Source organism: Micromonospora sp. BL1 (genome assembly GCF_003667485.1).
GTDB classification, from domain to species: Bacteria; Actinomycetota; Actinomycetes; order Mycobacteriales; family Micromonosporaceae; genus Micromonospora; species Micromonospora tulbaghiae.
Map to the genome: position 1 here is coordinate 1 of NZ_RCVK01000215.1, position 26652 is coordinate 26652.

The window sequence follows — 26652 nt, forward strand, 5'->3', positions numbered from 1 at the left end:
GTCGACGGGGAGCCCAACGCCGTCCCCACCACCCCCGTCCCGCCGGTGGAGGCGCCCGAGGCGCCACCGGCGAAGCTGTGGGACCGGATGCGGGACGACCCGCAGTACGCGCCGGAGCACCTCGCCCTGGAGGCGGTACGCCGGCTCGGCCCGGAGGCCGCGCAGTGGGCCGCCCGGGAGCGGGCGCTACGGCCGGACGCGCCGCCGGAACAGCTGGCCGACCAGGCGGTTCGCAAGTTCGTCAACCACGCCCGGCTCTCCGGCGCGGTGTCCGGCGCGGCCGGGCTGCCCGGCGCGGTGATCGACGTGGGTGTTCTGGCCTGGACCCAGGCCCGGCTGGTGCTGCACGTCGCCGCCGCCTACGGCGCCGACCCGACGCACCCCGACCGGGCGACCGACCTGCTGGTGCTCCAGCGGGTGCACAAGGCCGCCCAGACCGCACGCCTGGCGCTCGGGGTGGCGGCCGGCCGGGAGCGGGCCGGCGCGTTGTTCGGCTCCGCCGGTGACCGGGCGCTGGGCCGGGTGATGCTCCAGCTCGGGGTCCGGCTGGCCCGGATGGCCGGGGTGCGCGCCGCCAAGCGGATGTTCGCCAAGGTCGTGCCGGGCGCCGCGATCGTGCTCGGCACCTGGGCCAACTCGTCGGCCACCAAGGAACTGGCCGACCGCACGCGCGCCCTCTACCGCGCCGCCGGTCCCCGGCAGCTACCCGGCCCGCGTCAGCCCTGACCAGCCGGAGGCGTTCCAGGCCACCTCGGCCAGCCGGCCCTGCCCGGCCGCGTTCGGGTGGAACCAGTCGAGCGCGTTGACCTGGTCCAGCGTGAAGCGGTGGCGGTGCACCGCGCCGCCGTCCCAGCGGCAGCGTGACCCGTACGCCCGGCAGGCGGCGCGCAGTTGCCCGTCGTACGCCTCGATCCGGTCCCTGACGCGGGCCCGGCGGGCCACCGCGGCGGGCGCGGTCGACGTGGCGTCGGCCAGCAGTGCCGGGCAGACGCCCCGCGACCAGGCCCGCACGGCGCGGGGCTCGGTGTGCCCGATCTGCCAGAGCCGGTGAAGGTCCGGGATGCCGGCCACCAGCACCCGGGCCTTCGGCCGGCCCTCGCGCAGCACGCCCAGCGCCGCGTCGACCTGGTCGCGGAAGGTCTCCACCGGCGTCATGTCGTCGACGTCACCCCGGCAGGCGTCGTTCGCCCCGATCAGCACGGTGACCAGGTCGGCCTTGTCGCGTACCGCCGAACGGGCCTGGCCGGTCAGCGCGGACGCGCGGGCCCCGGGCACCGCCCGGTTGTACGCCCGCAGCCCCGGCACGTCCGCGCGCAGCCGCCGGTAGAGGCTCTCCACCCGCAGGCCGTCCCCGGTCGACCAGGAGTTGCGTTCGCAGCTCACCAGCACCAGGCAGGAGCCGTAGCCGGTGCTGACCGAGTCGCCGAGCGCGACCAGCACCCGCGGCTCGCCGGGGCGGGGCGTGCCGGACGGCCGGGGCGACGCCTCGCCGGAGCCGTCACAGGCGAGCGCGACGAGCGCCGCCAGGCAGGCCAGCGCGGCGGTCCAGCGTCTCATCGGTCCCCCGTCCGGCGGCGGCAACGGGCGCGTCGACCCTATGCCCCGGCGGAGTTCCGGCGGCGGTTCTGTCGGCTATCGGGCATCGACCACCGTCGTTCACATCTGTGGTGTCGGCGCAGGCCGGCCGTGCAGCCACCGGTGCAGCGCCCGGGTGATCCGGGGCAGCACCAGGTAGGTCATCAGCGGGGTGAGCACGAGCGTCATCAGCAGCGTCCGGCCGGCCAGCGGCACGCCGGAGAGGAACCGGGTGGTCAGCAGCGTGGCGGCCAGGCTGAGCGGGAAGAACGCCAGCCAGATCGTGACCGCCTGCTTCCAGCGCGGCGGCGCGGCCGGTTCCGGCTCGCCGAACGTCTCGACCACGTGGTCCACCGGCGGGTCGAACCAGCCCTCGATGCCGGTGCGCCGCTCCACCCGGGTGTGCTCGACGATGCCCTGCGCCGAGCTGAGCCACCAGCGCCGCTGCGGCGAGTCCTCCCAGCCGCGCAACGTGTCCGCGTCGGCGAAGCGGTACATCACGTGCCACTCGCCCGAGCCGGGGGCGCTGCGGACGAAACCGGCGCCGAGGAAGCCCGGGAAGCTCTCCGCGAGCGCCGTCCCGGCCCGCATCCACGCCACCACCTCGTCGGTACGCGCCGGGTCGGCGCGCCGGGACACGGCGACGGTCACGGGTACGGCCTGCGTCGTGGTCATGCCATCCTCTCCACCGTCCCGCGGGATCTCCGCCGGGGCCGGCGCACCGATGTAACGCACCCGCCCGCCGGACGCATCCGGCGCCTGCCCGCCGGGTGTCGCGGATCACCGGCGTTCCCGCGCCGGCCGGTTATCCCCGCCCGTGCCGGGGTAGGCCCCAGGAATGACCCGATCACAGCCCCGTCGCGCCCGTGGCACGGTCGGCCACGCCAACAGCGCCCTGAACCTGCGGCTCGCACTCGCCACGTTCGGTCTGGTCGTGATGACCGTCTTCGCGGTGCTCGCATTCGCCGCGGACATCGCCTGGCTGGGTGTCGTCTGCGCGCTGCTCGCCGTGGTGGCGGTGGTCGACCTGGTCGTGATCCAGCGCCGCCGCGCCGCGCGCCGCCGGGAGGAACCGGGCGTGCGGCACTCGCTGTTCGAGTGACAGGAGTACGAGATGCCCATCGCCACCACCAATCCCGCCACCGGACAGGTGCTCAAGACGTACGAGGCGATGTCGGACGAGCAGATCGACGCCGCGATCGAGCGGGCCGACCTCGCGTTCCGGCAGTTGCGTGACACCACCATCGCGCAGCGGGCCCGGTGGCTCACCGCCGCCGCCGACCTGCTCGACGCCGAGCGCGACGAGACGGCGCGGCTGATGACCACCGAGATGGGCAAGACGTACGCCGCCGCGAAGGCGGAGGTCACCAAGTGCGCCACCGCCTGCCGCTTCTACGCGGGCAACGCGCCGCGGATGCTCGCCGACGAGCCCGCCGACGCCGCCGCGGTCAAGGCGAAGCGGGCGTACGTCCGCTACCAGCCGATCGGCCCGGTGCTGGCGGTGATGCCGTGGAACTTCCCGCTGTGGCAGGTGATGCGCTTCGCCGCCCCGGCTCTGATGGCCGGCAACACCGGCCTGCTCAAGCACGCCTCGAACGTGCCGCAGACCGCGCTCTACCTGGAGGACCTGTTCCGCCGGGCCGGCTTCCCCGAGGGCGCGTTCGCCACGCTGCTGGTCGGCTCCGACGCGGTCGACCGGATCCTCAGCGACCCCCGCGTCCGCGCCGCCACGCTCACCGGCAGCGAGCCGGCCGGCCGGTCCATCGCCCAGATCGCCGGCCGGGAGATCAAGAAGACGGTGCTGGAGCTGGGCGGCAGCGACCCGTTCGTGGTGATGCCCTCGGCCGACCTGGACACCGCCGCCGAGGTCGCCACCACCGCCCGCTGCCAGAACAACGGGCAGTCCTGCATCGCCGCGAAGCGGTTCATCGTGCACACCGACGTGTTCGACGCGTTCGCCGAGAAGTTCGCCGCCCGGATGGCGGCGCTGCGCGTCGGCGACCCGATGGACGACGGCACCGACGTCGGCCCGCTGGCCAGCGAACGCGGCCGCGACGAGGTGCACGCCCAGGTCACCGACGCGGTGGACCAGGGCGCGACGGTGCTCTGCGGCGGCGAGAAGCCGTCCGGGGACGGCTGGTACTACCCGCCGACCGTGGTCACCGACCTGCGCCCGGAGATGCGGATGTGGAGCGAGGAGGTGTTCGGGCCGGTGGCCGGGCTCTACCGGGTCGGCTCGTACGACGAGGCGATCGAGGTCGCGAACGGCACCAGCTTCGGCCTCGGCTCCAACGCCTGGACCAACGACCCGGCCGAGCAGGAGCGCTTCGCCGTCGACCTGGACGCCGGCAACGTGTTCATCAACGGCATGACCACGTCCTACCCGGAGCTGCCGTTCGGCGGCGTGAAGAACTCCGGGTACGGCCGCGAGCTGTCCGCCGCCGGCATGCGCGAGTTCTGCAACACCAAGACCGTGTGGATCGGCGAGGGCGAGGCGGGCGCGGGCGCCGGCGCGCACTCCGAGTAGACGCGATTGGCCGGACGCCGTCACGGGTAGGAGTGGCGACCATGACGGCGTTCGGCTTCCACGCATCCCACGAGCAGATCCACCCGGCCCGGCTGCTGGAGGCGGTGATCCACGCCGAACGCGCCGGATTCGACGCGGCCATGTGCTCCGACCACTTCTCGCCGTGGAGCGAGCGGCAGGGCCAGTCCGGGTTCGCCTGGTCCTGGCTCGGCGCCGCGCTCCAGGCCACCAACCTGTCCTTCGGCGTGGTGAACGCGCCCGGCCAGCGCTACCACCCGGCGATCATCGCGCAGGCCATCGGCACGCTCGGCGCCATGTACCCGGGCCGGTTCTGGGCCGCGCTGGGCACCGGCGAGGCCGCGAACGAGCACATCACCGGCGAGGTCTGGCCCCGCAAGGACATCCGCAGCGCCCGGCTGCGCGAGTGCGTCGACGTGATCCGGGCACTGCTGGCCGGCGAGGAGGTCAGCCACGACGGCCTGGTCACCGTGGACCGGGCGAAGCTGTGGACCCGGCCGGAGGAGCCGCCCGCGCTCGTCGGCGCCGCCGTCAGCGTCGCCACCGCCCGCTGGTGCGCCGAGTGGGCGGACGGGCTGATCACCGTCAACGCGCCGGTCGAGCACCTGCGGCGGATGATCGACGCCTACCGGGACGCGGGCGGACGCGGCCCGCTGCACCTCCAGGTGCACGTGAGCTGGGCGCCCGAGCAGGAGCAGGCCGAGGCGATCGCGTACGAGCAGTGGCGCAGCAACGTGTTCGCGCCGCCGGTCTGCTGGGACCTGGAGACCCCCGAGCACTTCGACGTGGCGAGCGCCGACGTGCCGATGTCCAAGGTCGCCGAGACCGTGAACGTCTCCGCCGACCTGGGCCGGCACATCGGCTGGCTGGAGGAGTACGTGGCGCTGGGCTTCGACCAGATCGCGCTGCACCACGTCGGGCAGGAGCAGCGCGCGTTCATCGACACGTTCGGCGCCGAGGTGCTGCCGAAGCTGCGCTCCGCCGCCTGATCACACATCGGCCCCTCGGCGCCTAGGCTCGTCGTTCGTGGATGCTCTGTTCGAGGTCGTGGTCTTCCTGGCCATCGCGACCTTCGGTGCGGCACTGGCCCGCCGGCTCGGCCTGCTGGCGCCGATCCTGCTGGTGGTGCTCGGCCTCGCCCTGTCCTTCCTGCCGTTCTTCCCGCACGTGCGGCTGGACCCGGACCTGGTGCTGGTGGGCATCCTGCCGCCGCTGCTCTACGTGGCGGCGCTGGAGACGTCGGTGCCGGCGTTCCGGCTCAACCTGCGGCCGATCCTGCTGCTCGCCGTCGGGCTGGTCATCTTCACCGCGTTCGTGGTGGGCACCGTCGTGCACTGGTTCCTGCCCGAGCTGCCGTACGCGATCTGCCTGGCACTCGGCGCGGTGGTGGCGCCGCCGGACGCGGTCGCCGCCACCGCGGTGGCCCGGCGGGTCGGCCTGCCCCGGCGGGTCGTCACCATCCTGGAGGGCGAGAGCCTGGTCAACGACGCCACCGCGCTGGTGCTGCTGCGGGTGGCGATCGTCGCCGCGACCGCCACCACCGGCGGCGTCGGCGTCGGCGAGGTGGCCCGGGAGGTGGTCGTCGCGGCCGGGGGCGGCATCCTGGTCGGCCTGCTGGGCGTGGTGGTCTTCGGCTACCTGCACAAGCGCATCACCGACCCGGTGCTGGACAACGCGCTGTCGCTGATCGTGCCGTTCGCCGTGGTCTTCGCCGCCGAGGAGATCCACGCCTCCGGCGTGGTCGCCGTGGTGGTGACCGGCCTCGGTATCGGGCACAAGCTGCCCACGCTGCTGTCGGCCGCCTCCCGGCTCCAGGTGACCGCGTTCTGGCGGCTGATCCGGTTCCTCCTCGAAGGACTGGTGTTCCTGCTGGTCGGCCTGCAACTGCCGGAGGTGGTACGCGACCTCGACGAGCCGTTCGGCTCGCTGGTGGCGATCACCGCGGCGGTGCTGGCCGCCGTCTTCCTGGCCCGGTTCGTCTGGGTGTTCCCGGCCACCTACGTGGCCCGGCTCGTGCCCCGGGTCCGGCAGCGCGACCCGGCGCCGCCGGTGCAGTTCCCCGTCGTCATCGGCTGGGCCGGCATGCGTGGCGTGGTGACGCTGGCCGCCGCGCTGGGCCTGCCGCTCACCCTCGCCGGCGACACGCCGTATCCGCGCGGGCTGCTCATCTGGCTGGCCTTCGCGGTGATCGTCGCGACGCTGGTCGGGCAGGGCGCCACGCTGCCCTGGCTGGCCCGGCGGCTGCGGCTGCCCCCGGACGACCCGGTGCAGGACGCGCTGTCCGCCGCCGGGGTGCAGCAGCGGGCCAGCCGGGCGGCCCGGGAACGGCTCGACGAGCTGGCCGCCGGTGCGCCGGAGGCGGTGGTGGAACGCCTGCGCGGGTTGACCACCTCCCGGGCCAACCTGGCCTGGGAACGGCTCGGCGGCACCGAACGGGAAACCCCCTCCCAGGCGTACGCGCGCCTGCGGCAGGAGATGATCGACGCGGAGCGTGAGGTGTTCCGGGCCGCCCGCGACTCCGGGCAGATCCCGGAGGAGGCGCTCACCCGCGCCTATCGTGATCTGGATCTGGAGGAGTCCATGCTGCGACAGGAGGCCGTCGAATGAGTTGCCAGCACCTGGCCGAGGCGGGCACGGCCGAACCGGACACCACGACCGAGTGCCCCGACTGCGTGGCCATCGGCAACCCGGACTGGGTGCACCTGCGCGCCTGCCTGACCTGCGGGCACGTGGGCTGCTGCGACTCCTCGCCGTACCAGCACGCCACGAAGCACTTCGAGTCCGCGGGGCACCCGGTGATGCGGTCGATCCAGCCGGGGGAGTCGTGGCGCTGGTGCTTCGTGGACGAGGAGATCGGCTGACTCAGCCGATCCGGCGCTCCAGCACCTGCCCGGTCCACGTCGGACGGCCCGGCCGCTCCACCGTGAACGGCTCGGTGGCGGTGAAACCGCAGCTCTCGTAGAACCGCACGAGCGCCCGGTCCGGGCTGCGGAAGCAGTCCACCCGCAGCAGGCCGACGCCGCGCTCGCGGGCCAGCTCCGCCGCGTACGCCAGCAGCCGCGTCCCGACCCCGCGTCCGGCGTACGCCCGGTCGGTGACCAGCAGGTTCACGTACAGCTCCGGTTCGGTGGCCGGCGGCACGTACTCGGTCGCCACGCCCACCACCAGCGCGCCCACCACAGTCGCGTCGATCTCGGCGAGGTGCAGCCCGTCCCCGGCCGCCCACGCGTCGGCCTGGGCGATGCGGCGCGGGTCGATCGACGCCGGCTCGGTGCCCCACTGCTCGGTGCGCCCGCGTTCGGCCAGCCAGGCGGTGGCGCTGTCGAGCAGCCGCAGCAGCGTGGGGGCGTCGCCGGGTCCACCCGGGCGGATGGTGATGCTCTGCTGGTCGGTCATCCCGCCATGCTGCTACACCGGGCTCAGCCGGGCACCCCGGCGGGTCGTGCCTCCGGCACCGGCCGGTCCGCGATCGCCCGGCGGGCCAGCGCCGGGGCGGCCAGCCCGGCGGCGGCGAAGATCCCGCCGAGCACCAGCCAGCCGACCGGACCGCCGCCGAGCACCAGCAGCGTGAGCAGGCCCCGGCCGAGCGCCTGGGCCAGCCCGGCGGCCAGGCCGTCCGCGCCCTGGTAGGCGCCGATCGCATCCGGCGGGGCCAGGTCGTAGGCGAGGCCGGCGCCGGCCGCGCCGTGCCACAGGTCGCCCACCGTCCACACCGCGGTCGCGACGAGCAGCAGGACGACCGCCGGGAGCACCGGCAGGACGCCGGTCACGGCGTACAGCGGTGTCGCCGCCGCGAGCACCAGCCCGGCCCGGCGCAGCTTCCGGGCGGCCGGCGCGGCACGCTCCGCGCCCCGGCTCAGCCGCACCGCGAGCAGCACGGTGAGGACCGTGTTGGCGAGCAGCACCGCCGACACCACAGGCGGTGGCGCGCCGGCCCGGTCCACCGTCCACAGCGGCACGACGAGCACGAGCACCGTCACGTGCGTGCTCAGCACCGCCGACGCGCCGCTGACCGCGAGGAACCGTCCGTCCCGCAGCGGGCCGCCGCGCCTTCGTCCTCCGCCGCGCCGCGTGCCCGGCGTGCGTCGCGCGCCGGCGGCGGCCGGTTGCGGCGGCAGGCGCAGCAGCAGCGCCGCCGAGAGCAGGTAGGTGGCCGCGTTGCCCACCACGAGCACCTGGTACGCCCGGTGCGTGTCCACGGCGAGCGCGATCCCGGCCAGCGCGGTACCGACGGTGATGCCCAGGTTCGCCACCGCGCGCAGCGTGGCGAAGGCGTGCACCCGGCCGTCCGGGCCGCCCACCGCGGCGACGAGCGCCGCCCGGACCGCCAGGTTGCCGGCCGCGAGCAGCGCCTCCGGCACCGCCACCGCCAGGAACGCCGGGAACGAGCCGACCATCAGGTACGCCAGCGCGACGACCGCCTGGCCCACCTGGAGGACGGCCCGGAGCGTACGCGGATCCCACCTGTCGGCCAGCCCGCCCAGCGGCACGCTCGCGCTCAGCCCGACCAGCCCGGCGACTGTCAGCCCGGCACCCACCGAGGTGGCGGAGAGTCCCACGTCCCGGGTCAGATAGAGCGCCCCGCCCGCCAGCCACAGCCCCGCGCCGACGGTGTTGGCCAGCGTGGCGTACGCGAGCGTGCGCAGCGGCCCGGGCGGCGGGAGCGGCGAGACGCGTCCCATCAGCGGGGTCCGGCGAGGGCCATGCGGTCGACGCTAGGACTGTTCCGGCGGGCCCGGAGCCCCGCTCGGGGCGACGCCTGTCACACCGCGAGCCCGCCGGGGCGTCGTCGCCGCTGGTCACCGCCGAGCCACCCGGAGCGCGGTTCGGGAAATCCGCTCGCCCGCCGGTCCCCGCTCTGCCAGGGTCGGCGCCGTGGAGCGCAGCAGGATCGCCCGGGCCGGGGAACTGACCGAGGTGCAGCGGATCGAGGTGGCCTCCGGCGCCCCGTTCCGGGAGATCGGCATGACCCTGGTGGCCGACATGCCACCGCTGCCGGTGGAGGCGCTGGCCGCCGGGCAGCGCGCCGGACGGCTGTGGGTGGCGACCGACCCGGCCGACCGGCCGATCGCGTTCGTACTGGCCGATCTGGTCGACGGCGCGGCGCACGTGCAGCAGCTCAGCGTCGACCCGGCGTACGCCCGGCGTGGCATCGGGCGGCGTCTGCTCGACCGGGTGGCGGAGTGGGCGTCGTCGCAGGGGTTGCCGGCGCTGACGCTGACCACGTTCCGCTCGGTGCCGTGGAACGGGCCCTACTACGTGCGGTGCGGTTTCCGCGAGCTGAGCGGGACGGAGTTGACGGCGGGCCTGATCGAGTTGCTGGCCGCGGAGGCGGCGCTGGGCCTCGACCCGGCCGAGCGGATCGCGATGCGCCGCTCTGTTCCCGCGCGCCTACCCGACTAGCGGTGGGCCCGTCGACCGGGCGTCGCGGCCGTGCCACGTTCGGGTTGATCGGCAACCCGTCCGTCGCGTAGGAGCCAGTCCCACATTCCGGTTCAGGTAGAGCGCACCGCCGGTCAGCCACAGCCCCGTGCCGACCGTGTTGGCGAGGGTTGCGTACGCGCACGTCGCAGAGGCCCGGGCGGCGGGAGCGGCGAGATGCGTCCCATCAGCGCCGTTCAGCGGCCTCCGTCGGACCAAGGTGTCAAGTCCGCGAGGCGTTCGGTCGCCAGGCAGGAGATCAGGCAGCGCTCCTTGGCGTCGCCGAGCAGTCGGGCGGTCCAGTCGGTGAAGCCGCCGTCACCGACATCCCACTTGTCGTCGTGCAGCGAGACGCGCAGCGCGGCGCCCCGGTAGTAGCCGCGACCGCGTTTTCGCTCCGGCTCGTCGTGCAGGGGAACAAGGCTGTCGCCGAACGCGGGCCGGACGGTGTCGTGGAGCCGTTCACCGACGATCGGGTCCAGAGCCGTGACGTGCAATCGCGGTGCGGCCGCCGGGGCCAGCTCGGCCAGCACGGTGCGCCAGAAGGTGAGATGCCGCAGAAGCAGCCGGGCCTCGGTGCGCCCCGAACCGGTGTCCCGTGTGGTGGAGAGCAGCGCGCAGAGCCGGAAGTGGGTGGACGCGTCAGGACCGAAGTCCTGTGCCCGCAGCACCCGGTGCATCGCGGCCAGGTGCACCTCGTCGGCCTGGCTGCGGCGCGCCGCTGCCTCCACCGCCAAGGCGTTCGTCGGGTCGCTGACCACCTCCGTGCCGCGCATCGTGGAGACGATCCGGTGCTGGCTGATCGGTGCGACGGCGGCGCAGGTGCCGAGTGGCGCCACCGGCGACAACTCCACCCCTGCCACGTCCGGCGGTAACAACGACCAGATCCGCCCCTCCACCCGGGACAGCGCACGGGGTCGGCAGCGGACGGCCGGACGAACCGGTCCTCATTCCAACGCCGCAGCACCTGCGCCGGGCGGACGGCCCCGGCGCGGTCCCGGGCGACGCCGAGAAGCAGTGTTCGCAGGTCCGTCGCTGGGAGCGCGGCGAGCGCCTCGCGGCTACCGGCTGGCATTGCCGCCCACACCCGACGTTCCGCGTCGCCGCCCACGCGGCTCACGGTCGCGCACCTGCCTGTGCGAGTCCACCGGATTCTCGGCGGAACGGTGACGCGGCCCCCAGGCGCTCGGCGGGGGCGGGCCGCGTCGAGCTCGGCGGCGGCTCCCGCGCCGGAAGGATGAGCTTTCAAGCCTTATGCCTCTCGGTCATATTTATGACTGAGAGGCATAACGCCGGCGGGGCAACTCTTCTCTTCCGGGGCGACACGCCGAGCCCGGGCGGCGCGTTAACCGGTCGACCGCGGGCGTGGGCCGTGCCACGATCGCGCGGTGTCCGCCCCCGTGAACACCCTGCTGCGCCGGCAGTTCGACCTGACCTGGGCGCTCGCCGAGTACCACCTCGACCGGCTGGAGCCGGCGGACTACCTCTGGGAGCCGGGCGGACTCTGCTGGACCATGCGTCCCGGCCCGGACGGCGGGTGGCGGCCCGACTGGGCCGACACCGAGCCGGATCCGGTGCCGGTGCCCACGATCGCGTGGCTGACCTGGCACATCGGCTGGTGGTGGTCGGTCGCCGCCGACCACGTGCGGCGGCGGCCGGCGCGGGAACGCGACGACATCCGGTGGCCCGGGCCGGGCGACGACACGGTCGTCTGGCTGCGGGAGCTGCGGACGGGGTGGACCGACGCGCTGGACGGGCTGACCGCGGCCGACCTGGACCGGCCGGCCGCGTACCCCTGGCCCGCCGACGCCGGGCTCACCGTCGCGGACCTGGCCGCGTGGGTGAACGCCGAGCTGATGAAGAACGTGGCCGAGATCGGGCAGCTCCGGTTGCTGCGGGCGGCGGGGCGGCCGGTCTGAGCGGGGGCGCGCTCAGTGCGCGCCGCCGAGGTTGAGCACCACCACCCCGGCGATGACCAGTCCCGCCCCGACCACCTTCGTCACGCTCAGCGGCTCGCCCAGGAACGCCGCGCCGATCGCCATGATGGCGGCGGTGCCGAGGCCGGACCAGACCGCGTAAGCGACGCCGACCGGGATGTCCTTCACGGCCAGCGAGAGCAGCCCGAACGCGGACAGGTACGCCACGGCGAGGCCGAGCGTCGGCCAGAGCCGGGTGAAGCCGTCGGTGGCCTTGAGCAGACTGGTGCCGATCACCTCGGCGGTGATCGCGCCGAGCAGGAACAGGTACGCCATCGCAGGACCGTACCCGGTCCTGCGATGGCGCCCGGTCAGCTCGGTCAGGAAACCGTGCAGGCCTTTCCGTTCAGGGTGACCAGCCCCGGATCCGGGTTCGGGAAACGGGACGCGGTGCCGTTGAAGCCGAACGTGGTGCTGGCGCCGGGCGCCAGCTTCGCGTTCCACGACAGGTTCTTCGCGGTGACAGTGGCTCCGCTCTGGCCGAGCTGCGCCGACCAGGCCTGGCTCACCTTCTGGTCGCCGAGGAAGGCCCACCGCAGGTTCCAGCCGTTCACCGCCGTCGTGCCGGTGTTGCGCACCGTCACCTGGGTGGTGAAGCCGGACGGCCAGCTCCCGTGCGTGGTGTAGGTGACCGCGCAGGACGGCGCCGGCACCGCGCCGGCGTCACCCTGGTCGGCCAGGAACGACGCGAGCCACGCCAGCGCCGAGTTCCAGTTGATCGCCACCTCGTTCGTCGCGTACGAGTTGATGTCGTCGACGTAGCAGAACATCGGCGCGCACCCGGCGAGCAGGTTCGCCGCGAACGGGTCCTGGAGCGCGGCGTTCGGACCACCGGCGAGCGAGCCGGCCGGCGGGCGCGGCAGGTCCGGGTTCAGCTGGTGGCCGAAGATCCGGCTGTGCTGGTTGCGGGCGTGCTGCTCGCCCCACCCGGTCACGTACGACATGTTCAGCGCGTTGCGGCCGAACAGGTAGTCGGCGGCCTGCACCGCGCCGTCCCGGTACTTCGCGTCCCGGCTCAGATCGAACGCGGTGGCCAGCACGATCGCGTTGTTCACCAGGTTGCTGTTGCTGCCCCAGACGTACGCGTCGGCGCTGCCCGGGAACGGCAGCCCGTACGCCTGGCCGGCGATCGTGGCCAGGTAGCTGTCGGCGGCGGCGGTGATGGACTCGCGGATGCGGGTCTTCTCCGCGGCCGGCAGCGTGTTCGGCACGGTGGCCAGGTCCAGGCGGCCCAGCGCGGCGACGCTCTGCCAGCCGAACGCGCCGCTCGGGGCGAACACGTCGGCGGTGTGCAGCGGCGAACCGGTGACGTCGGCCAGGTACGCCTTGTCGCCGGTGGTCAGCCACAGCTCGGCGGCGGCCCAGTAGAACTCGTCGCTGACGTTGGTGTCGTCGTACGCGCCGCCGCCGGTGCTGTCGCTGGCCGGGGCGTAGATCGCCGGGTTCGCCTTGGCCGCCGCGTACGCGGTCTTCGCGGCGGTGCCGCAGCGCGCGGCGAACGCGGCGTCGTACGGGGCGTACAGCCGCTGGCACTGCGCCGCGACGGCGGCCAGGTTCAGCGTGGCGGCGGTGGACGGCGCGTGCAGCTCGCGCGGCTGCGGGTCGTCCTGGGGTGAGAGGGGCAGGCCGGTCCAGTTCCGGTCGTGGATCTTGTGGTGGACCATTCCGGCCAGCGGCTTGCCCGCCGGCACCTGCATGCGCAGCAGGAACTCCAGCTCCCAGCGGGCCTCGTCGAGCACGTCCGGCACGTCGTTGCCGCGCTCGGGCAGCCGCAGCGTGGAGTCGCCCACGGCGGCGCCGCCGTCGGCGGTCTCGGCGGTCTTGGTCCGCTCGAAGGTGCTCAGCAGCTGGTAGGTGGCGATGCCGCCGTTGACGACGTACTTGCCGTGGTCACCGGCGTCGTACCAGCCGCCGCGCACGTCCAGCGAGTAGTCGCAGACGCCGGCCTGGCACGGCACGTCGGTGTCGCCCTGGTTGGGCTCGACACCCAGGTGGCCGGCCGGGCGGGTGTACTCCTCGCCGATCAGGTCGCCGTCGATCTCGATGCCGCTGCGCTGGGCGTAGAAGAACTGCAGCGAGTCGGCGCGCAGCCGGTCGTAGAGCGAGCCGGAGATGTCGAACGGGTGGCTGGTCTCGCCGTCCACGGTCAGCGTGTAGCCGGTGCCCGGCTTGCGGTAGGCGGAGAAGTCGACGGTCTGCACGTTCTGCGCCGAGGCGGCGTCGGTGCCGCGCGGCGTGGTCTGCCCGCTGGCGACCACCGCGCCGGCCCCCGACTTGAGCTGCCACGGCAGCGCGTCGGTGGCCTCGGTGACCACAGTCGCGTGCTTCGGCCCGCCGGGCAGGTAGCCGACCTGGTTGACCCGGACCCGGGGACCGGTGTCCGGCTCGTACGGCGGCGCCGGCTCCCCGCCGCGCAGCGACACGTTGTCCAGGCAGAACGTCTGCGCCTGGGCGCTGCCGCCGACCTGGAAGATCAGCTGGGCGGTGGGGTTGTCCGCCGGGGAGGTGAACGTGGTGGTGACGCGCTGGGCGGTGCCGGTGGCTGTGGCGTCGACGCTGGCGTACGTGGTGTAGGGGGCGCTGCCGAGCTGGAGCACCGCCTTGACGGCCGCGCCGGGGGTCGCGGAGACGTCGAAGGACAACTCGTACTCGGCGCCCTGGGTCAGCGGCACCGCGTCCTGGCCGATGCCGGCGTCCCACGGGTTGGCGGTGCCCGCCGCGACGGAGGTGCAGAGCCGGCCGTCGACGACCGCGAGGTCGCCGGTGCCGTACGAGAACCAGGGTGAGACACCGGCGCTGAAGTCGCCGTTGCGGAGTTGTTCGGGGGCGTCCGGCGGCACCTCGGCGCTCGCCGGGCCGGCGGTGAGGCCGGTGAGCGCCAGCGTGGTGGCCGCGAGTGCGGCGAGCCGACGACGGGATCGGGTCACGGAGGTTCCTTCCGTGCTCGGGGGTGGTGGGGGAGACCGGGAGCTGGGAGCGCTCCCAATATCAGCCCGATGTTTCCATCGCGTTCCGCCGCTGTCAATCGATCCGGCCCGATGAGCGCCGCGCGCCCGCGCGCGGTTCGATTCGGCGCGCCACGTACGATGTCAGTGATCTCCTAGAGACATCCGAGCCCTCGACCTGGCAGGCTGCGACCCATGACCCTGAAGCTTCGTTCCGTCGGAGCGAGCGACCGTGGGCTGATCCGCAGCGGTAACCAGGACGCTCAGCACGCGGGCGCCTGGCTGGTCGCGGTCGCCGACGGCATGGGCGGCATGGCGGCCGGCGACCTGGCCAGCCGCATCGCCATCGACGCGGTCGCCCCGCTGGACGTGGAGACGCCGGAGGACGCGCTCGTCGCCGCGCTCCAGGGCGGGATCGAGCTGGCCACCGCGCGGATCCGCCAGGCCGTCGAGGAGGACCCGGAACGCCAGGGCATGGGTACCACGCTCACCGCGCTGCTGTTCGCCCGTACCGGCAGCTGCCTCGCGCTGGCGCACGTCGGCGACTCCCGGGCCTACCTCTACCGCGAGGGCGTGCTCAAGCAGGTCACCCGCGACGACACGTTCGTGCAGATGCTCGTCGACCAGGGCGTCATCACCGCCGAGCAGGCCAGCAGCCACCCACGCCGAGCGGTGGTGACCCAGGCGTTGCAGGGCGACGAGGTCTCCCCGTCGTACGCCACGATGGTGCCCCGGGCCGGTGACCGCTGGCTGCTGTGCAGCGATGGCCTCTCCAACGTGGTCCGCGCGGACACGCTCACCGAGGTGCTCAGCGAGCAGCCGGGACGCGACGCCTGCGCGGCCCGGCTGATCGACCTGGCGCTGCGGGCCGGCGGCCCGGACAACATCACCGTCGTGATCGCCGACGTCGTCGAGGAGTAGCCCTCACCGACGTCGTGGGCTCGCCCGGCGGGTCGGCTCGGCGGTGGTCGGGTCCTCCGGCCAGGGATGGCGCGGGTAGCGCCCGCGCAGCTCCGCCCGCACCTGCGGGTATCCGCTGCGCCAGAACGACGCCAGGTCGGCGGTGACCGCCACCGGCCGCCCGGCGGGGGAGAGCAGGTGCAGCAGCACCGGCACCCGCCCGTCGGCGATGCGCGGCACGTCCCGCCAGCCGAACGTCTCCTGGAGCTTGACGGCCAGCACCGGGGCGGCCGGGTCGGCGTAGTCGACCCGGATCCGCGAGCCGCTGGGCACGTCGAGCCGCTCCGGGGCCAGCTCGTCCAGCCGCGCCGCCTGCCGCCAGTCCAGCAGCCGCCGCAACGCCGCCGTCACGTCCACCCAGCCGAGGTCGGCCCGGCGCCGGGCGCGGGCCAGCTCCGGGCCGAGCCAGACGGGTGCGCCATCCAGCAGCGCCGCGTCGGAGACGTCCGGCCAGTCGTCACCGAGCGCCTGGCGGCAGAAGGCCAGCCGGCGGCGCAGCCCGGTCGCCTCCGGCGTCCAGCGCAGCAGCCCCGGGCCTTCCTGCCGCAGCCCGTCCAGCAGCGCCGCCGCGACCAGCTCCGGTTCCGGCGCGGTGAGCGGCCGGTCGACCAACTCGACCGCGCCGAGCCGGACCACCTCGCGCGCCACCACGTCCCCGCCGGACCAGGCCACCTCCCGTCCGGCGCGCAGCAGCGCCGCCCCGGCCTCCCGGGCGGTCGCCTCGTCGATCGGCGCGGCCAGCCGCACCCGGGCGGCCGGCGCGCCGGGGGAGCGGTCGGCCACCGCGACGGCCAGCCACGCCGCTCCGGCCAGCCCCGACCCGGGGGCCAGCTCCGCGGCGGTCCCGCCGGCCATCAGGTACGCGGACCCGCCCGGCCGCCGCGCCCGGGCCAGCCGTTCCGGGTACGCCAGCCCGGCGAGCAGCCCCGCGGCCAGATCGTCGGGCAGGCGCTCCCGCTCGTCTCCCGCCGGCCGCCCGGCGTCGCGCCGTTGCGCCGTCCGCCCGGCGGGCGCGCCGGTCTGTCGCCGGTCCGCCGGGCCTGCGGGTGAGCCGGGGCGCTCGTCCGCGCCGTCGGCGGGCAGGGCGGCGCGCAGGCGGCGTACCTCGGTGCGCCACCGGGCGGTGGCGGCCGGGTCGGTGCCGTCCCGCAGCCGCCGCCAGCGGGCGGGCAGGTCGTCCCCCGTGCCGCCCAGCGTGTCCTCGCCGAGGATCGCCACCACTTGGGCGGCCCGTTCGGCGCCGACCCGGGGCGCGCCGTCCAGCAGCGCCCGCGCCAGCCGGGGATGTGTGCCCGCCGCCGCTACCGCCCGCCCCCGCGCGGTGATCCGGCCGTCGTGGTCCACCGCGCCGAGCGTGGTCAGCGTCTCCCGCGCCACCGTCAGCGCGGCCGGCGGCGGCGGGTCCGGCAGCGCCAGCCCGGTGCCGTCCGGTGTGCCCCAGGCGGCCAGCTCCAGCGCGAACCCGGTCAGGTCGGCGGTGGCGATCTCCGGTTCGGGCTGCGGGGCGAGTCGCTCGTGCGTCGCCTCCGACCAGCAGCGGTAGACGGCACCCGGCGCCTCCCGTCCGGCCCGGCCGGCGCGCTGGGTGGCCCCGGCCCGGGACACCGGCACCGTCACCAGCGCGCCCAGCCCTCGGGCCAGGTCGGTGCGCGGCACCCGGCTCAGTCCGGCGTCCACCACGACCCGGACGCCGGGCACGGTCAGGCTGCTCTCGGCCACCGCCGTCGCCAGCACCACGCGCCGCCCGGCGGCCGGGGTGAGCGCCGCGTCCTGGGCCGGGCCGGGCAGCCGTCCGTGCAACGGCAGCACCGCGACCTCGCGCAGGCCGCCCAGCCGACCGGCCACGGCGGCGATCTCACCCGCGCCGGGCAGGAAGACCAGCACGTCGCCGTCGCGTTCGCGCAGCGCCCGGCGCACGGTGGCGGCCACGTGGGCGAGCAGCGCCGGGTCGACCCGGCCGGCGCCGGCCGGGGTCACCGGGCGCGGCGGCGGTGCCCACACCCGCTCGACCGGGTGCAGCGCGGCCTCGGCGCGTACCACGGGGGCGGGGTCGCCGGAGCCGAGCAGCGCCGCGAACCGGTCGGTCTGCGGGGTGGCCGACATCGCCAGCAACCACAGGTCGGGGCGCAGCGTCGCACGGGCCTCGACGCTGAACGCCAGCGCCAGGTCGGCGTCGAGGTGCCGTTCGTGGCACTCGTCGAGCAGTACCGCGTCCACGCCGGGCAGTTCCGGGTCGTGGTGCAGGCGGCGGACCAGCAGGCCGGTGGTGACCACCTCGACCCGGGTACGCGGCCCGGCCCGGCGCTCGCCGCGCACCGTGTACCCGATCCGGCCCCCGACCCGCTCGCCGAGCAGGGCGGCCATCCGGTGCGCGGCGGCGCGGGCGGCCATCCGCCGGGGCTGAGCGATCACCACGCGGCCGGTGACCGCGTCGGCGACCGCGAGCGGCGCGGTGGTGGTCTTGCCGGTGCCCGGCGGTGCCACCAGGACGGCGGCGCCGCGCTCGCGCAGCGCGTCGACGAGCGCCGGCAGGACCGGGCGGACCGGCAGGTCGAGCGGGATGTCGGCGAGCACCGACCCACTCTCGCACCGCGCCGCCGGACGGGCCGCGTCGCCCCCGGAACGCGGAACGGCCCGGCCGGCGCACCGCCGACCGGGCCGGGTGGGCCGCCGCGCCGGGTCCGCCGACCCGGCCGCCGCCCCCCTTGCTAGTACGTTCCGTCGAGCTGACCGCGCAGCTTGGTCAGGGCCCGGGCCAGCAGCCGGGACACGTGCATCTGCGAGACGCCGATCTGCTCGGCGATCTGCGACTGGGTCAGGTTGCCGTAGAAGCGCAGCGTGAGGATCTTCTGCTCGCGCTGGTCGAGCGTGGCGAGCGCCGGGCCGAGGGCGACCCGCATCTCGGCCAGCTCGAACTCGCCGTCCTCGCCGCCGAGCAGGTCGCCCAGCTCGGTGGCCCGCTCGCCGTCGCCGGTCGGGGTGGACAGCGACACCGCGTTGTACGCGCGGGCGCCCTCCAGACCCTCCAGCACCTCTTCCTCGGTGAGCTTGAGGTGGGCGGCGATGTCGGCGACAGTCGGCGAGCGGCCGAGCGTCTGGAGCAGCGTGCTGTTGGCGTCGGAGATCGCCAGGCGCAGCTCCTGGAGCCGGCGGGGCACCCGGATGTCCCAGGTGCGGTCGCGGAAGTGGCGCTTCAGCTCGCCGATGATGGTGGGGATGGCGTAGCCGGCGAAGTCGACGCCGCGCGACGGGTCGAACTTGTCGATCGCCTTGATCAGGCCGATCGCGGCGGTCTGCGCCAGGTCGTCGTTGGGCTCGCCCCGGCCGCTGTAGCGGTGGGCCAGGTGGTTCGCCAGCGGCAGCCACGCCTCGATGGCACGGTCGCGCAGCGCGGGCCGCGACGGGTGGTCCGCGGGCAGCGCGGCCATCGCGGCGAGCAGGTCGGCGGCGCTGTCGGTGAGCGAGCGGGGGTCGAGCTTCGCGGAGGCGGCCGGCGTGGTCGCCGGGGCGCTGGTCGTGGGAGCGGTCATGGGTGGTCCTCCCTGCACCTCGTCCACGGAAGAAAAAAGACGTGACGCTTAGGTTTAGGTTTCGGTCGTACGTTCGGAAGCCACCATAGCCCGATCGTGCTGCGGAAATCTAGCCGAAAGTACGATGTACTTAAGGTGTAAGCGGCCACGAAAGGTGTGAGCCGGTCGATATCGCGCTCGGTGGGGTGGCGGGCGTCGGCGACCGGTCGGCCCCGGACGTACCCCGACCGGTCAACGTGGAACCCGACAGGCGGCCGAAGTGTCGCCTTTCTGTCGTTGTCCCGCCGACGGGACCGCCCGTACCGTCCGTAGCGACACGTCAACGGAGGCACCGTGCTCGATCCCGCCGCGCCGCAACTCGTCATCAACGCCCGGACGCTGCTGTTCAGCTGGCTCCCGGCGGATCCCCGCGCGGTCGACACGCTGCTGCCCGCGGGTCTGCGCCCGCACCCGCAGCGGCAGGTGTTCGTCAACCAGTACGTGGTCGACGACGAGACGCAGACCTCCGGCTTCGGGGCGTACTCGCTCACCTACCTGGGTGTCTCACTGGCGGACATGGACCCGCCCGACGGCGAGACACCCGGCGGCTGGTGGACGCACTACCTCTCCTCCAGCGAGCGGGTCCGGCGGTACGCCGCCGCGCGAGGCGCGCCGGCCGCCGCCGGAGAGACCCGCCTCGACCTGCGGGGCGATCAGCTCACCGCCGAGACCCGGGCCGCCGACGGCACGCTGCTGATCCGGGTCACCGCCCGGGTCGGGCACACCGGCACCGAGGCGCACATGGGCCACCACCGCTACCTCACCCGCAACGACGGCGAACTGATCGTCACCGACTACCCGTACGTGGCCGAGCCGGTGTCACCGTTCGAGGTCGAGTCGGTGGAGTTCCCGGCCCCGGAGCACCCGGTCCACGCGCTGCGTCCGGCCAACCCGCTGCACGTGTGCTGGGGCTTCTACTCACCGCGCGTGTCGTTCGCGTACCCGGCCCGTCCGAACGTGCCGGACGAGCCGGCCGACCTTCACCAGGTGCCGGCGCGCCGGGCCCGCAGCGGCCTGCCGTCCGGGTCGTAGACCAGCCGGTACGCGGGCAGCGCCCAGAGCCGCGTACGCCAGGGCAACCGCTCCGGGCGGTGCGGCCGCAACCGGCCCGGCGGACGGGGACCGGCCCGGCCCCCGGCGTGCCAGCGGTCCAGCTCGTCGGCCGCCACGGTGATCGCCGCCACCGCGTCCGCCGGGTCCAGCAGGTCGTCGTCCTGCGCGCCGCCGGGATCGCGGTCCAGGTGCTCGCGCCACAGCCGCAGCCGCAGGTCGCGGGCGAACACGCGGGCGCCGTCGCCCAGCCCGGCCGGATCGGCCGGCGCCCGCTCGTCACGGGTGTCGTCGAGCACCGCGCAGGACAGCTCGCTGTCGTGCGTCCAGGACCGGCGGTTGAAGTTGTCGCTGCCCACGCTGGCCCAGACGTCGTCCACCACGCAGACCTTCGCGTGCACGTACACCGGCGTGCCGTCGTGGTTCTCCACGTCGAACACGTGCACCCGCTCCGGCGCGGCCCGGTGGCACAGTGACAGCGCCTGCTCCCGGCCGACCATGTTCGGCGGCAGCGCGAGCCGGCCGTCCACGTCCGGGTGCCGGGGGACGACCGCCACCAGGTGCAGGTCCGGGTGCTCGTGCAGCGCCTGCGCGAACAGCTCCGCCACCTCGGTCGACCAGAGGTACTGGTCCTCCAGGTAGATCAGCCGCCGGGCCCGGCGTACCGCCTTGGTGTAGCCGCGGGCCACTGTGCGCTCGCCGTCCGGGGCGAACGAGTAGCGGGGCCGCACCGCCGGGTAGGTGCGCAGCACCTGCACGTGGTGCGGCCCGCACGGCGGCGGGTCGGCGGGCTGATCGGGCAGCGGATCCGGGCGCAGGTCGGAGCCGCGCAGCCGGTCCCGCAGGTACGCCATCGGGTTCTCCGAGTCCAGCGGCATCGGGTCGGTCCACCGCTCGCGGAACGTGGTGTCGAGCGCGCCGACCACCGGCCCGCGCACCGCGAGCTGCACGTCGTGCCAGGGCGGTGTGGGGCCGTACCGGGGGGACATGCCCACCGGCTGCGGGTCGCCGGCGTGGCCGGCGTCGTCGCGGCGGCTGTGGCACAGGTCGATGCCGCCGGCGAAGGCGATGTCCCGGCTCGGGTCACCGGGACGGCGCAGCACCACGAGCTTCTGGTGGTGCGAGCCGCCGCGCCGGACCCGCTGGTCGAGCAGCACCTCGCCGCCGGCCGCGCGGATCGCCTCGCTGAGGTCGCGGTTCTCCGCCTCGCTGTAGGAGAGCGTGTCGAGGTGGGAGCGCCAGACCAGGCCCTTGACGATCACGCCGCGCTGGGCGGCCCGGGCGAACAACTGCGCCACCGTCGGGCCGTCCGGGCGCATCCGCTCGTCCGGGTCGCCTCGCCAGTCGGTGAAGAACAGGTGGTCGCCCGCCGACAGCGACTCCACCTCGCTGACCAGGCGGTCGAAGTACGCGGCACCGTGAATCAGCGGCTCGGCGAGGTTTCCATCGGTCCAGACGGGTAATTCAGAGCCCGGGTTGGCGCGTTCCTGTGCGGTGAGGAACCAGTCCCGCAGAGTCACGTTCCACCCCCCGAGGTCGACGACGTCCTCACACGGTAGGACCCCCGGCAGGGCCCCGCACGTCGAGCAGCAGGTCGGCGTCGGTGCGCGCGTCAGGGGTGCGCCGGACCCCTGGACCGCGAAACCGAGGAGGCACCGACATGCCCGCCGAGACGACGAACACCGTGACCGACCGCGAGCAGGCGGTGGAGGGGGAGCGGGGTGCGCTGGTGGCGGTCCTGTTGATGGTGATCCTCGGGGTGGCCGGGATCTTCGCCGTCTCCTGAGACCGCGGCCGGGCGCCCCGGCGAACCGGGGCGCCCGTGGCAGGTCAGGGCCGGTCGCCCTGGCCGTCGCTGTGCGGCACCCGCCCGGACGGGACCACCCCGAGCCGGCCGGCCTGGAAGTCCTCGACCGCCTGGATCAGCTCGGCCCGGGTGTTCATCACGAACGGGCCGTAGTGCGCCACCGGCTCGCGGATCGGCTGGCCGCCCATCAGGTAGAGCTCCAGCGCCGGTGCGTTGGAGTCCTGCGTCCGGTCGGCGGTGATCCGCAGCGCCTCGCCGGGCCCGTGCACGGCGAGCTGGCCGAGGTGGATCGGCCGCCGGTCGGTGCCGACGGTGCCGCGGCCGGCCAGCACGTACACCAGCGCGTTGAAGTCCGACCGCCACGGCAGGCTCAGCTCGGCGCCGGGCTGCAACGTGACGTGCGCGATGGTGATCGGCGTGTGCGTCGAACCCGGGCCCCGGTGCCCGGCGACCTCCCCGGCGATGACCCGGATCAGGCCGCCGCCGTCGGGCGTGGTCAGCAGCGCCGACTCCCGGCCGCGGATGTCCTGGTAGCGGGGCGCGCTCATCTTCGCCACCCGGGGCAGGTTGACCCAGAGCTGGAGGCCGTGGAACAGCCCGCCGCTCATCACCAGGTGCTCCGGCGGCGCCTCGATGTGCAACAGGCCGCTGCCGGCCGTCATCCATTGAGTGTCGCCGTCGGTGATGGTGCCGCCGCCACCGGTCGAGTCCTGGTGGTCCATGATCCCGTCGATCATGTAGGTGACCGTCTCGAAGCCGCGGTGCGGGTGCCAGGAGGTGCCCTTCGGCTCACCCGGCGCGTAGTCGACCTCGCCCATCTGGTCGAGGTGGATGAACGGGTCCAGCTCGGTCATCGGCACCCCGGCGAAGGCCCGGCGGACCGGGAAGCCCTCGCCCTCGTACCCGCTGGGCGCGGTGGTGACCCGGCGGACCGCGCGGTATTCGGTCGCCTCACCGAGCTTCGGCAGGCGGGGCAGGACGAGGACGTCGTCGACGGTGATCGCGGGCATCGCGGGACTCCTTACTTGTCGGCCGGGGTGGACGACGCGGTGCGGTCGGCGCGCAGGCGCCGGCCGAGCCGCTCGAAGACCCGGGTGAGGCAGGCGACCTCGGCGTCGTCGAGGTCGTCGATCAGGTGGGCGCGGACGGAGCGCAGGTGGTGCGGCGCGGCCTCGCGCAGGGCCAGCAGGCCGGCCGCGGTCAGCACGGCCTCGCTGCCGCGCCGGTCGGCCGGGCACGCCTCCTTCGCCACCAGGCCGCGCTTCTGCATGGTGGTGACCTGGTAGGTCAGCCGGCTCGGTGAGAACACCAGCCGGTCGGCCAGCTCGCCCATGCGTAGCCGCTGGCCGGGCGCCTCGGAGAGCAGCACCAGCACGTGGTAGTCGGCGAAGCTCAGGTCGCTGTTGGCGCGCAGGTCGTCCTCGAGCCGGGTGAACAGCCGCTGGCTCGACTCGATGTACGCGCGCCAGCAGGCCATCCGCTCCGCGTCCAGGCTCTCCGTCATGGCTCCGAGAGTAGCACTATTTAAAATTTAAACAAGTCCTCCCGACGCTGGGGCTTACGCTTCGCCGTGGACCTTTTTCAAACCTGAAGAGACGCCCCGGCTAGGGTCGGGGGATGGACGATCTCGACCTGCTCGACTGGCGGGAGCGGGTGGCCCGGCTCTACCTGTCCGACCTCGACCTGGCCGGGTTCCGGGCCGCGCGCGACGAGCTGTTCCGCACCCACCCGAGCAGCCCGGTGCCGCCCGCCGACCGGCCCGGCTTCACCGGCCTGCGCTGGTACCCGCCCGACCCGTCCGCGGTGGTGGAGGCACCGCTGCGCCCCGCAACCGGGGAACTGCGCATCGACACCGGCGGCCCGGACGGGGTGGTCGCGTACCGGCGGGTGGCGGTCGCCGAGACGCCGTGGGGACCGCTGACGCTCTGGTGGATCGAGGCGTACGGCGGCGGGCTGTTCCTGCCGCTGCGCGACGGCACCTGCGGCGACGGCTCGTACGGCGGGGGCCGGTACCTCACCGACACGGTCAAGGGCACGTTCGGCCGCGGCTTGACCGTGCTGCCCGGCGACCGGGTCCGGCTGGACGCCAACTACCTCTACAACCCGAGCTGCGCCTACGACGACAGGTGGGCCTGCCCGCTGGCGCCGCCGGAGAACCGGGTGGACGTGCCGCTGCGGGCCGGTGAGCGGGCGTACCACTGACGCGGCGAGGGAGGACCCCGGCGGGGCCCTCCCTCGATGTCACGTACCGCCGGTCAGCGGGCGGTGGCGCCGGTCGGTGTCAGGTGCATCCGGCTGAGCATCTGCTGGGCCTGACCGGCCAGCTCCGCGTCCACGGTGACCGCGTACTGGGCGGCCCGCAGCGAACTGGCCGACGTGAAGTCACGCTGCCCGCCGCTCATGGCGTGCGCGACCGCGCCGAACACGGCACCCCAGATCGCACCGATCACCAGCCCGACCAGGATCACCGCCAGCCAGTTCCCGGCGGTGAAGATGCCGAACAGCAACCCGATGAACAAACCGAACCAGGCGCCGGTGCCGGCCCCGAGCAGAGCCGCCCGGCCCGTGGTGAGCCGTCCCATCACGGTCTCCACGAGCGTGAGGTCCGTACCGACGATCGAGGTACGTTCCACCGGGAACCGGTTGTCGGCCAGATAGTCCACCACACGCTGGGCGGACGGATAGTCCGGGTACGAGCCGATCGTGACGGTCGGCGCCCCGGCGTGCGGACCGTGCCCGTCCCCGCTCGGCGGGGTCGGACGACCGCCCGGGCCGGACGGGAGGTTGTCGCTGCCCGGCATTCCGGGTTGCCAGGCCGCGGTCGGAGTCGAGGGTCTGGTCATGAGCATCCTCCTTCGTCAACTCGCCGCGTTCCCGCCGCCGGACAGCGGTAACGCGCCGGGCGGCACCGATGTGGCCAGGCATGGCGGCACCCGGGCCGGGTAGCCACAGTCGTGCCGACCCGACGGATCAGCGAGCACGGGTTCCTCGCCGACGGGCGCAGCGCGGCCCTGGTCGACCGGGACGGCGCGGTCAACTGGTGGTGCCCGCCCCGGTTCGACGCGCCGTCGGTGTTCGGGCGCCTGCTCGACGAGGACGCCGGGCACTGGACCATCCGCCCCGAGGGCGCGGCCACCAGCAGCCGGTCCTATCTGGACGACGCGCTGGTGCTGCGTACCGTCTTCACCACGGCGACCGGCGCGGTCGCCGTCACCGACGCGCTGGCGCTGGAGCCCGGCGCGCGCGGTCACGACATCGGGATGCGCTCGCCGCGGGTGCTCGCCCGGCTGGTCGAGGGGCTGACCGGCGAGGTGCCGATGCGCGTCGAGTACGCGCCGCGATTCGAGTACGGCCGCGTCGGCGCCTACCTCACCGAGCGCGACGGGGTGGTGGCCGCCACCGCCGGCGCCTGCCGGCTGGAGCTGCGCGCCGACGTCCCGCTGACCATCGCCGGGGGCGCCGCCACCGGTCGGTTCACCGCCCGCGCCGGCAGCAGGCACCGCTTCACCCTCGGGTACGCCCCGACGTACGCCGGTGCCGAACCGGCGCTGCCCGACGCCGCCGAGGTGGTGGCCGAGACGGTCGCCGGCTGGCACTCCTGGTCGGCGCTGCACGACTACCAGGGCGAGTACCGCGACGAGGTGCGGCGCAGCGCGCTCGCGGTGCAGGGCATGACGTACGCGCCCAGCGGCGCCGTGGTCGCGGCGGCCACCACCTCGGTGCCGGAGCGGCTCGGGGGCGACCGCAACTACGACTACCGCTACGTGTGGCTGCGCGACTTCAGCCTCACCCTGCAGGCGCTGTGGCGGGCGGCCTGCCCGGACGAGGCGGACCGGCAGTTCACCTGGGTGGCCCGGGCGATGGGCCGGATCGGCGACGAGCCGGTGCCGATCATGTACGGCGTCGAGGGGGAGCGGGACCTGACCGAGCACGACCTCGACCACCTGGCCGGGTACGAGCACAGCCGGCCGGTGCTCGTCGGCAACGACGCCTGGCGGCAGCGGCAGAACGACGTGCTGGGTGAGGTGCTCGACGCCGCCTGGCTGATGCGGTACTACCTCGACCCCATGTCGCCGGAGGTCCGCGACCTGCTGCGGACGCTCGCCGACCAGGCCGAGCGCGGCTGGCACCGGCCCGACGCGGGGATGTGGGAGGGACGCGGCCCGGAGCGGCACTACGTGTCGTCGAAGGTGGAGTGCTGGACCGCGCTGGACCGGGCGGTCCGGTTCGGCTCCCGCATCGGCGAGCCCGCCGACGTGGCACGCTGGGCCGCCGCGCGCGACGAGGTGCGGGCGGCGGTGCTCACCCGCGGCTGGAACGAGCGGGTCGGCGCGTACACCGGGGTGTTCGGCTCGGACGACCTGGACGCCTCGGTGCTGGTCATGCCGCTGGTCGGCTTCCTGCCCGCGAGCGACCCGCGGATGCGCGCCACGATGGACGTGCTGGAACGGCGGCTGTCCCGCGACGGGCTGCTGCGGCGCTGGGACGGCGACCCGGCCGGGTTCGTGATCTGCTCGTTCTGGCTGGCCGCGTGCCTCGCCGAGGCGGGCGAACTGGACCGGGCGCGGCGGCTGTTCGAACGCCTCGCCGCCCGCACCAACGACCTCGGCCTGTACGCCGAGCAGATCGACCCGGACAACGGCGAGCAGATGGGCAACTTCCCGCAGGCGTACTCGCACATCGGCCTGATCATCGCCGCCGGCCGCATTACCGACGCCGCCGCCCGCGCAACCGCCAGTTCTTCCCGTCGATCATGAGGTTGGCGGCGAAGTCGATCTCCCTGAGTGCCGCCAACTTCATGATC

At 74.5% G+C, this 26652-nt stretch carries 26 protein-coding genes and 1 pseudogene; 13 read left to right on the forward strand and 14 right to left on the reverse strand.

The window, feature by feature from the left end; translation table 11 throughout:
• Positions 1–726: EcsC family protein (locus tag EAD96_RS11995; protein WP_233585667.1), on the forward strand; the 726-nt coding region annotated here is incomplete at its 5' end.
• Here the strand turns inward: EAD96_RS11995 and EAD96_RS12000 are convergent.
• Together EAD96_RS12000 and EAD96_RS12005 are read right to left on the reverse strand one after the other, a co-directional pair.
• The gene (locus EAD96_RS12000; RefSeq protein WP_121684307.1) at positions 703–1557 is read right to left on the reverse strand and encodes a GDSL-type esterase/lipase family protein; all 855 of its coding nucleotides are present in this window, start codon (positions 1555–1557) and stop codon (positions 703–705) included. The genes EAD96_RS11995 and EAD96_RS12000 overlap by 24 nt on opposite strands.
• A 99-nt stretch (positions 1558–1656) precedes the next feature.
• Complete coding sequence (locus tag EAD96_RS12005; RefSeq protein ID WP_121684308.1) at positions 1657–2250, reverse strand: antibiotic biosynthesis monooxygenase; 594 nt, start codon at positions 2248–2250, stop codon at positions 1657–1659.
• A gap of 163 nt (positions 2251–2413) precedes the next feature.
• On the opposite strand from EAD96_RS12005, the gene EAD96_RS12010 reads away from it, so the two are divergent.
• The 5 genes from EAD96_RS12010 to EAD96_RS12030 are packed head-to-tail and all read left to right on the forward strand — an operon-like array spanning position 2414 to position 6981.
• Positions 2414–2677 carry a DUF6343 family protein gene (locus tag EAD96_RS12010; protein ID WP_013285356.1) on the forward strand — a complete coding sequence of 88 codons (264 nt, stop codon included), beginning with the start codon at positions 2414–2416 and terminating at the stop codon, positions 2675–2677.
• Positions 2678–2689: 12 nt separating this feature from the next.
• Positions 2690–4102, forward strand: a complete 1413-nt coding sequence (locus EAD96_RS12015) for an NADP-dependent succinic semialdehyde dehydrogenase (RefSeq protein ID WP_121684309.1) — start codon at positions 2690–2692, stop codon at positions 4100–4102.
• Between the two features lie 32 nt (positions 4103–4134).
• On the forward strand, positions 4135–5109 hold the full coding sequence (locus tag EAD96_RS12020; protein WP_255498981.1) for a TIGR03885 family FMN-dependent LLM class oxidoreductase: 975 nt from the start codon (positions 4135–4137) through the stop codon (positions 5107–5109).
• A gap of 37 nt (positions 5110–5146) precedes the next feature.
• Entirely contained in the window at positions 5147–6727 is a 1581-nt protein-coding gene (locus tag EAD96_RS12025) for a Na+/H+ antiporter (protein ID WP_121684310.1), read from the forward strand.
• On the forward strand, positions 6724–6981 hold the full coding sequence (locus EAD96_RS12030; protein WP_120570632.1) for a UBP-type zinc finger domain-containing protein: 258 nt from the start codon (positions 6724–6726) through the stop codon (positions 6979–6981). The genes EAD96_RS12025 and EAD96_RS12030 overlap by 4 nt, the downstream gene beginning before the upstream one ends.
• 1 nt (position 6982) lies before the next feature.
• Here EAD96_RS12030 and EAD96_RS12035 read toward each other — a convergent pair whose 3' ends face one another.
• Both EAD96_RS12035 and EAD96_RS12040 read right to left on the reverse strand, forming a co-directional pair.
• A complete protein-coding gene (locus EAD96_RS12035; RefSeq protein ID WP_121684311.1) occupies positions 6983–7516 on the reverse strand; it encodes a GNAT family N-acetyltransferase in 534 nt (177 codons plus the stop codon).
• Between the two features lie 23 nt (positions 7517–7539).
• Complete coding sequence (locus EAD96_RS12040) at positions 7540–8802, reverse strand: MFS transporter (RefSeq protein ID WP_121684312.1); 1263 nt, start codon at positions 8800–8802, stop codon at positions 7540–7542.
• A gap of 193 nt (positions 8803–8995) precedes the next feature.
• On the opposite strand from EAD96_RS12040, the gene EAD96_RS12045 reads away from it, so the two are divergent.
• Complete coding sequence (locus EAD96_RS12045) at positions 8996–9523, forward strand: GNAT family N-acetyltransferase (protein ID WP_233585669.1); 528 nt, start codon at positions 8996–8998, stop codon at positions 9521–9523.
• 72 nt (positions 9524–9595) lie between these two features.
• On the opposite strand, the pseudogene EAD96_RS31890 reads toward EAD96_RS12045, so the two are convergent.
• Together EAD96_RS31890 and EAD96_RS12055 are read right to left on the reverse strand one after the other, a co-directional pair.
• Positions 9596–9729, reverse strand: a pseudogene (locus EAD96_RS31890) (MFS transporter); the annotation flags it as partial.
• Positions 9730–9738: 9 nt separating this feature from the next.
• Positions 9739–10440, reverse strand: a complete 702-nt coding sequence (locus EAD96_RS12055) for a hypothetical protein (RefSeq protein WP_199733149.1) — start codon at positions 10438–10440, stop codon at positions 9739–9741.
• 489 nt (positions 10441–10929) lie between these two features.
• Here EAD96_RS12055 and EAD96_RS12060 point away from each other — a divergent pair, with 489 nt between their 5' ends.
• Positions 10930–11460, forward strand: a complete 531-nt coding sequence (locus EAD96_RS12060; RefSeq protein ID WP_121684313.1) for a DinB family protein — start codon at positions 10930–10932, stop codon at positions 11458–11460.
• Between the two features lie 12 nt (positions 11461–11472).
• On the opposite strand, the gene EAD96_RS12065 is transcribed toward EAD96_RS12060, so the two are convergent.
• Both EAD96_RS12065 and EAD96_RS12070 read right to left on the reverse strand, forming a co-directional pair.
• Positions 11473–11793, reverse strand: coding sequence for a multidrug efflux SMR transporter (locus EAD96_RS12065; RefSeq protein ID WP_120570628.1), 321 nt, complete (start codon positions 11791–11793; stop codon positions 11473–11475).
• Positions 11794–11837: 44 nt separating this feature from the next.
• Complete coding sequence (locus EAD96_RS12070) at positions 11838–14444, reverse strand: glycoside hydrolase family 9 protein (protein ID WP_121684314.1); 2607 nt, start codon at positions 14442–14444, stop codon at positions 11838–11840.
• A 213-nt stretch (positions 14445–14657) separates the two neighbouring features.
• On the opposite strand from EAD96_RS12070, the gene EAD96_RS12075 reads away from it, so the two are divergent.
• A complete protein-coding gene (locus tag EAD96_RS12075; RefSeq protein ID WP_120570626.1) occupies positions 14658–15383 on the forward strand; it encodes a PP2C family serine/threonine-protein phosphatase in 726 nt (241 codons plus the stop codon).
• A gap of 3 nt (positions 15384–15386) precedes the next feature.
• Here the strand turns inward: EAD96_RS12075 and hrpB are convergent, their stop codons facing one another.
• Together hrpB and EAD96_RS12085 are read right to left on the reverse strand one after the other, a co-directional pair.
• Positions 15387–17996 (reverse strand): ATP-dependent helicase HrpB, encoded by a 2610-nt coding sequence (gene hrpB / locus EAD96_RS12080; protein WP_121684315.1) that lies wholly within the window; start codon positions 17994–17996, stop codon positions 15387–15389.
• A 134-nt stretch (positions 17997–18130) separates the two neighbouring features.
• Complete coding sequence (locus EAD96_RS12085) at positions 18131–18952, reverse strand: SigB/SigF/SigG family RNA polymerase sigma factor (protein ID WP_120570625.1); 822 nt, start codon at positions 18950–18952, stop codon at positions 18131–18133.
• 333 nt (positions 18953–19285) lie between these two features.
• Between EAD96_RS12085 and EAD96_RS12090 the strand changes: the two genes are divergently transcribed.
• On the forward strand, positions 19286–20023 hold the full coding sequence (locus EAD96_RS12090) for a hypothetical protein (protein ID WP_121684316.1): 738 nt from the start codon (positions 19286–19288) through the stop codon (positions 20021–20023).
• Here EAD96_RS12090 and EAD96_RS12095 read toward each other — a convergent pair.
• The gene (locus EAD96_RS12095; protein ID WP_121684317.1) at positions 19972–21561 is read right to left on the reverse strand and encodes a phospholipase D-like domain-containing protein; all 1590 of its coding nucleotides are present in this window, start codon (positions 21559–21561) and stop codon (positions 19972–19974) included. The genes EAD96_RS12090 and EAD96_RS12095 overlap by 52 nt on opposite strands.
• 140 nt (positions 21562–21701) lie before the next feature.
• Here EAD96_RS12095 and EAD96_RS31780 point away from each other — a divergent pair, with 140 nt between their 5' ends.
• On the forward strand, positions 21702–21827 hold the full coding sequence (locus EAD96_RS31780; protein ID WP_255498982.1) for a hypothetical protein: 126 nt from the start codon (positions 21702–21704) through the stop codon (positions 21825–21827).
• A gap of 44 nt (positions 21828–21871) precedes the next feature.
• Here EAD96_RS31780 and EAD96_RS12100 read toward each other — a convergent pair whose 3' ends face one another.
• Positions 21872–22858: a pirin family protein gene (locus EAD96_RS12100; RefSeq protein ID WP_120570622.1), complete on the reverse strand. Its 987-nt coding sequence runs from the start codon at positions 22856–22858 to the stop codon at positions 21872–21874.
• An 11-nt stretch (positions 22859–22869) separates the two neighbouring features.
• Positions 22870–23352: a MarR family winged helix-turn-helix transcriptional regulator gene (locus EAD96_RS12105; protein ID WP_121684318.1), complete on the reverse strand. Its 483-nt coding sequence runs from the start codon at positions 23350–23352 to the stop codon at positions 22870–22872.
• A gap of 113 nt (positions 23353–23465) precedes the next feature.
• On the opposite strand from EAD96_RS12105, the gene EAD96_RS12110 reads away from it, so the two are divergent.
• Positions 23466–24050 (forward strand): DUF1684 domain-containing protein, encoded by a 585-nt coding sequence (locus tag EAD96_RS12110; RefSeq protein WP_121684319.1) that lies wholly within the window; start codon positions 23466–23468, stop codon positions 24048–24050.
• Between the two features lie 53 nt (positions 24051–24103).
• On the opposite strand, the gene EAD96_RS12115 is transcribed toward EAD96_RS12110, so the two are convergent.
• A complete protein-coding gene (locus EAD96_RS12115; RefSeq protein ID WP_120573859.1) occupies positions 24104–24691 on the reverse strand; it encodes a general stress protein in 588 nt (195 codons plus the stop codon).
• Positions 24692–24802: 111 nt separating this feature from the next.
• On the opposite strand from EAD96_RS12115, the gene EAD96_RS12120 reads away from it, so the two are divergent.
• On the forward strand, positions 24803–26605 hold the full coding sequence (locus EAD96_RS12120) for a glycoside hydrolase family 15 protein (RefSeq protein WP_121684320.1): 1803 nt from the start codon (positions 24803–24805) through the stop codon (positions 26603–26605).
• Positions 26606–26652 lie beyond the last annotated feature (47 nt).